Source organism: Sphingomonas sp. (genome assembly GCF_040398505.1).
Lineage (GTDB): Bacteria > Pseudomonadota > Alphaproteobacteria > Sphingomonadales > Sphingomonadaceae > Sphingomonas.
In genome coordinates this window covers 1-5,444 of sequence record NZ_JBBATX010000144.1, presented here as the reverse complement: position 1 = coordinate 5,444, position 5,444 = coordinate 1, and the positions used below count along the sequence as shown (strand labels likewise).

Below are 5,444 nucleotides of genomic sequence, written 5' to 3'. Positions count from 1 at the left end.
GCCGCCGATATTGAGCGATCCGGCATAGACCGGACCGGCGGCATTCTGGATATAGCTTTCGGCGGTCGCAGTGGTGTCGTTGCGGAACAGCCCGCCGACATAGGTGAGGCGGATGTCGCGGGTCACGTCCAATGCGAGCTTTAGCTTGGCGAAATCCTGCACCTGATGTTCGAAGCCGCCCGCACCGATCACGCGAATCGCGGCCCCGGTGCGGTTGACATCGTCATAGCCGCCGCTGGTTGGTGCGCCGGTGGCACTCGTGGTCGCCGGACGCGTGGCGGTGACATAGGCAAGCGGCTGGCTGTCGCTCGTCACATGGCTGTAGCTGGCGAAGAGCGCGAGCGGGCCGAAGCGGTCGCCGAGCGTTGCGCCAAAGCTCGATGCCGGGAGGGCGCCGCTGGTGCCATATTGTTTGAAGTTTTGCAGGCTGATCCCGGCATTCACTTCGCCCTCCAGCGCCTCGGGCAAGCGCGTCGTGATGTTCACCACCGCGCCGATCGCATTGCCGGGATAGGCCGCCGAGAACGGGCCGTAGAGGATGTCGATCCGCGCCACCTCCTGCGGCGCGACGAGGCCCCAGCGGGGGGAGGCGCTGGTGTTGTTGTTGCCGATCAGCGCCGATAGGAGCGCCCCATCGGCGTAGATCAGGCTGCGCGCACTCGCCCCGACGCCCGATGTCCGCGTGGCGAGCGGGGCTTGCGTGTCGCCGACATGGCGTTTGCGCACGACCAGGCTGGGCAGATATTTGAGCGTATCCTCGACATTGACCGCATTGACCTGCGCTTCGATCTGACGGGCAGTGATGCTGGCCGTGGTCGACGGCGCTTGCTCGATCGGCGCGCCCTTCTGAGCGGTGACGACGATGTCGCGCTGGTCGTCGGATGCGGCATAAGCGGCAAAGGGCGCTGCGGCGGATGCCAGCAGCGCGAACGCGCGCACGGCGGCGCGCGTGGTCGGAATTTTCATGAAAAAAGCTTTCGTCTGACGGGAAGGAAACGGCGTCAGGCGAAGGCGGGTGGTCCGGTCTTGGGCGGCGGCGGGGCGGCGAGGCCGAGACCGGGGCGGGCGAAGATATGAAGCGTCGTCGGGGCCACGGCGCGCGCCGGCTGGGTTGCGACAGGATAGACGTCGCCGACCAGATCGACCGCAAGGCTGGCAGCGGCGAAGGCGCATGGGTGATCGGCGGTCTTGCCGTCCTGGTCGCGTTGATCGCTGCGATGCTGTGCGGCGAGCGCGGCGGCGGCAATTGGCGTCAGCGCTTGCGCACCCATGCCCGAGCACAACACCAAAGCGCGCGATCCGTCGGTTCCAGTGCCCCACATGAATCCTTGCGGCACGACCACGCGCACCGCGAGCACGCACAGCAGCAGCACGATCATCGCGGCCCGAGCCGGGAACAGGGTGCGGAACCGCGCCATCGCGTGCGCCTAGCGGTTCACCACATTTCGCTCAACCCGCAACGAAAGGGGGAAACAATCGGTTTCGCAGTCGTTACTTGCTGCATCGCACCATTTTGAGTATAACGCGCGTATGCACACCGCCACAGCTCCCGCCGGCCCAGTCCCCACCGTTTTTGAGGCGATCGTCCGCAAGCGGTGTTTGCGTGCGACCTATAACCGCACCGATATCACGCTGGCACCGCACATCATCTATACCCGGCACGACGATCTGTTCGTCGACGGCGTCGTGGTGGAGCGGGATGGCAAACCGCCCAAGGAAGTGAAGCTCGGGACGTTCAAATTGGCCGGGCTGAACGGCGTCGGGCTGACCGAGCGCAATTTCGCGGCCAACCCCTTGTTCGCGGCGAACGACCCAAAATATGGCGACGCCGCGTTGATGGCGGTCGAAGTCTAAGCCAGACGCCGCCGCACCGCGGACACGGCCAGCACCGCAACAATGGCGACTGCGGCACCCGCCAGCATGTCCGCCAGATAATGCGTGCCTTCGACCGGAGTCGCCAGCAGCATCGCGCTGGTGAGCGCCAGCACCGGCCAGCGTAGCCGCGCCATCGGCCAGGCGGCGGCGATATAGACGACGCCGCTGGCGGTGTGGAAACTGGGCACCGAGACGAGCCCGCGCAGCGCGCCCAGATCGACCACATAGCCATTGCCCATCCGCAAAACGGGAAACAGATCGGCCTCGTACAGCGCGCTTTCGGGCACATAGGGGATTGGGCCGTGCCACAGCGTGGCGAGCGGGCCGACCGCGGGCACGAAGCGGAACAGCAGCAGCGTCACCACCGCCGCGAGCCAGAATGCCGCGACAAACCCGCGCGCCTCGGCGCGGCGATCGGACCAGGCACAATAGCCGAGGATCAGCGCCGGGGTGACGAAGATGCTTTGATAGGCGGCGGTGCCGAGCTGCTGGAGCGACCGATGTGCCGCGACCGTCTGATACCAGGCGAGCCAGTCGAAATGCAGCGCGCCATCGACCGCCTGCAACAACGGATCGATCGCACCATGCGTATCGGCCGCCAGCGGATAGGTCGCGGTCGCACCCAGCAGCGAAATACTCATGAACGCCCCGACCGATTCACTTAGGTCGCGCGCGACACGCTGCGCCGCGCTACGCGGGGTGCGTAGCACGAAGCGGGTGACGCCGAACAGCAGCAGCACGCCGGCGAACAGCCAGGTGAGCGGATCACGCGGATCGATCGTCATCCGCGCATCGAACAGCAACGCCGCCACGCACGCCGCGCTCAGCGCCAAGCCAAATGCGATCCAGTGCCCCGCAATCAGCCCGCGTTGCGCCGTGCTGCCGGGATAAAGCGGCGCCGGAATGGCAAAGCGGGAAGTTGTCGGGGTCGCCACGCGGATACGCCTGATATGCAGACGATATTTATCGCCGACGAAGGGAAGAACAATACCCATCATGGCGTGAAGATTTTGTGACGTCTATATTACATTTTGGGATGAGGCCGGGAGCGGCGCGCCGTGCGCCAGCTCCCGGCCGGCCGACTTAGCGGTAGCAGACCGTCACGCGACGGTGATTCCGCCACTGGACGCGGCAATCGCGCCCGCGGTTGTTCCAGCCATAGTGACGCCCGCGATCCCCGCGATAATGGCGGCCATGGTTGCGATAGTCGCGGCGGTCATCGCGGCGGTCGTAGCGCTGGTCATGGCCGCGGTCGCCGCGATGGCCCTGCGCCGAGGCAGCGGTGGAGGTTACGCCGAGGCCGGCAACCATAAGCCCGGCGGCGATGAGATGGGTGAACTTCATGTCAGCATCCTTCCGGCCCGGTGATCGGGCTTGAGGACGGTGTACGCCCGGTCGCCACGATGGTTGCTGAATGCGATCGTAGGCTCAGGTACAGGTTGGCGACGGCGGTTAGAGGGCGATGCCGAAGCGCGGCGCGAGCGCGACCATCACGGCATAGAGCCCGATCGTCAGCGCGCAGCCGAGCCCGAGCGACGGCCAGAAGCCTAGGCCTGCACGCAGCAGTAGCGGGATCACCAGGAACATTGGCAGTGAGGGCAGGACGTACCAGAAGGTCGCCTGGACATGCGCCGCCATGTTGGCGGTGTCGGGCTTGTCGTTCCACAGCCAGATCATGCCGAGCACCGACACCAAAGGCAGCGAGGCGACCAGCGCGCCGAACCCCGGATAGCGCTTCGCCAGTGTCGAGGCGGCGGCGATGAGGAGGCCGGAGATCAGGGCTTTGAGCGCGAGGTAGAGCATGAGGGAGGCTATGCGCCGGTGGGGCGGGGGACGCCAGCGGGGCGTGTTGCGGCGCCGCTAAAGTCACACGAGTCGCACCATCGCGGGGTTGGCGCGGCGCGGAAGGTTAGCGGAAAGTTAGGCGTAATCGCGTGTTTTTGCGTCGGCGGCCCGGCGGTGTCGCGCGCGGGGTTGGCGCTGGAGATGAGAAAGAGCCGTTGGGTAGCAGCATGACGGATGTCGGGCGTGTAGGACACTCCCTTTTTGGGTGGCTAGAGCGGTTGGACGGGGATGCCGAGGACGGGCGCGGCGGCGGCCATCGCGTGGTCGAGCGTAACCAAGGTGCAGCCGGATTGCGCCGCTATCGCCAGGTGGAGCGCGTCACCCGCCCGTAGTCCGAGGTCGTGCCGGTCGGCGAAACGCGCGGCGGTATCAAAGTGCGCGTCCGTCACCGAAACGGTCGTCACATTCGCGTCGAGCATTTGCTGCCAGCGTGCGAGCACAGCCGCACGGTGATCGAGCGTGATCGCACCGGTCCGAAGCTTGATCGACAGCGCGCTGGATATCTCGGTCGTCACCCAAGGGCTGACGACCAGATCGCTGGCGGCATTGTCGCCGAACCAGCGTTCGACGCGGTCGCTATGCGCTTCGGGCGTGAGGAAGGCGACGACGACCGACGCGTCCAGATAGCTGCTCAATATCTGGAATCGCGCATCTTGCGGATCAGATCGACCGCCGATTCTTCCTGATAGGGCATCGTGCCCCGCAGCGCGCGGAGCGCCGCCAGATCGATGGGCTGTTTGGGACGCTGGACGGGCGAGATCACCGCCGCCGTCTTGCCGCGCCGCGTGATCTCGACGCTCTCGCCGGCTTCGACGCGGTCGATGATCGCACTCAAATGCGCCTTGGCTTCGGCGAGGCTGATGCGGTCCATCGGGCGGCTCCTGACTAGGTTGGTGACTATATCAGGAATGTGGGTTGTGGGCAAAGGGTACCGACGTTTGGCGGGTTTCCGCTATGAAAAAGGGATAGCGATCAAGCTTCATTCCAGTTTCGCGGTCCGCCCCGGCGCGTGGTTGCGCGCCGAGATTGTCACGCCGCACGGGCTGTCGTTGGCGGACGCGGCGGCGAACCTGAACGTCACGCGGCAGGCGATGAGCAATCTGCTCGGCGGGCGGGCGGGGCTGTCGGCGGAAATGGCGATCCGCTTCCAGAAAGCCTTCGGGCTGAGCGCCGATACGCTGATGCGGATGCAGGCGGCGTATGATCTGGCCGCGGTCAGGGCGCGGGCGGGGAAGATTGATGTGGAGCGGGTGGCGGCCTAATTCACCGTTTCGGTTATAGTACCAGCAGATATAATGAACGCATAGCATAAGTAATCTTTTGGGATGCCATACGAACTTCTTACAAAGTTATGGGGGCAACATCCTGCTTAAGGGTCCCCCGCGCGGATACGGTCGCGATCGTGGCTGCAGTTTTGTTGCCTGGATCAATCATTACGACATTATGTGAAAACTTATTTCGGACTGACTGGGCTTCTGCAAATATTTCCCTCATTAGATTAAATCCAAAGATGCGTCGTCCTACGCCGCCTTCAAATCCCGCAACGGCAGCGCTGTCGTCTCCAGCGTCGCCAGATCGAGCTTGGTCGAAGCATGGTCGATATCGATCCCCACAATATTCCCCGCCGCATCCAGATCAATGTTCACGCCGTCCGCGACTTCGCGCGTCTCGACCCCGTCGGCGGCGTTCAGCTCGATGTAGATGCTGTCGGTTTCGGCGTAATA

The 5,444-nt window shown here is 64.7% G+C and carries 10 protein-coding genes; 2 read left to right on the top strand and 8 right to left on the bottom strand.

The genetic code is table 11. The annotated features are described in order from the left end of the window. Positions 1-966 (bottom strand): TonB-dependent receptor plug domain-containing protein (locus ABWP09_RS13300; protein WP_353205606.1); only part of this gene is annotated, 966 nt, incomplete at its 3' end. A 35-nt stretch (positions 967-1,001) separates the two neighbouring features. Further along, a complete protein-coding gene (locus tag ABWP09_RS13295) occupies positions 1,002-1,418 on the bottom strand; it encodes a hypothetical protein (RefSeq protein WP_353205605.1) in 417 nt (138 codons plus the stop codon). Positions 1,419-1,530: 112 nt separating this feature from the next. Between ABWP09_RS13295 and ABWP09_RS13290 the strand changes: the two genes are divergently transcribed. After that, positions 1,531-1,854, top strand: coding sequence for a hypothetical protein (locus tag ABWP09_RS13290; protein WP_353205604.1), 324 nt, complete (start codon positions 1,531-1,533; stop codon positions 1,852-1,854). Here the strand turns inward: ABWP09_RS13290 and ABWP09_RS13285 are convergent. The 5 genes from ABWP09_RS13285 to ABWP09_RS13265 all read right to left on the bottom strand — a co-directional run bounded on the left by ABWP09_RS13285 (position 1,851) and on the right by ABWP09_RS13265 (position 4,591). Beyond that, positions 1,851-2,873 (bottom strand): phosphatase PAP2 family protein, encoded by a 1,023-nt coding sequence (locus ABWP09_RS13285; protein WP_353205603.1) that lies wholly within the window; start codon positions 2,871-2,873, stop codon positions 1,851-1,853. The genes ABWP09_RS13290 and ABWP09_RS13285 overlap by 4 nt on opposite strands. A gap of 85 nt (positions 2,874-2,958) precedes the next feature. Next, positions 2,959-3,219 (bottom strand): hypothetical protein, encoded by a 261-nt coding sequence (locus ABWP09_RS13280; RefSeq protein ID WP_353205602.1) that lies wholly within the window; start codon positions 3,217-3,219, stop codon positions 2,959-2,961. 108 nt (positions 3,220-3,327) lie between these two features. Next, the gene (locus ABWP09_RS13275; RefSeq protein WP_353205601.1) at positions 3,328-3,678 is read right to left on the bottom strand and encodes a DUF3147 family protein; all 351 of its coding nucleotides are present in this window, start codon (positions 3,676-3,678) and stop codon (positions 3,328-3,330) included. A 251-nt stretch (positions 3,679-3,929) separates the two neighbouring features. Continuing rightward, positions 3,930-4,355: a type II toxin-antitoxin system VapC family toxin gene (locus ABWP09_RS13270; protein WP_353205600.1), complete on the bottom strand. Its 426-nt coding sequence runs from the start codon at positions 4,353-4,355 to the stop codon at positions 3,930-3,932. Further along, on the bottom strand, positions 4,352-4,591 hold the full coding sequence (locus ABWP09_RS13265) for a type II toxin-antitoxin system Phd/YefM family antitoxin (RefSeq protein ID WP_353205599.1): 240 nt from the start codon (positions 4,589-4,591) through the stop codon (positions 4,352-4,354). Before ABWP09_RS13265 ends, ABWP09_RS13270 begins: the two co-directional genes overlap by 4 nt. Positions 4,592-4,658: 67 nt before the next feature. Between ABWP09_RS13265 and ABWP09_RS13260 the strand changes: the two genes are divergently transcribed. Further along, positions 4,659-4,982: a HigA family addiction module antitoxin gene (locus ABWP09_RS13260; RefSeq protein ID WP_502959801.1), complete on the top strand. Its 324-nt coding sequence runs from the start codon at positions 4,659-4,661 to the stop codon at positions 4,980-4,982. A gap of 258 nt (positions 4,983-5,240) precedes the next feature. On the opposite strand, the gene ABWP09_RS13255 is transcribed toward ABWP09_RS13260, so the two are convergent. Then, positions 5,241-5,444 (bottom strand): DUF2283 domain-containing protein (locus ABWP09_RS13255; RefSeq protein WP_353205598.1); only part of this gene is annotated, 204 nt, incomplete at its 5' end.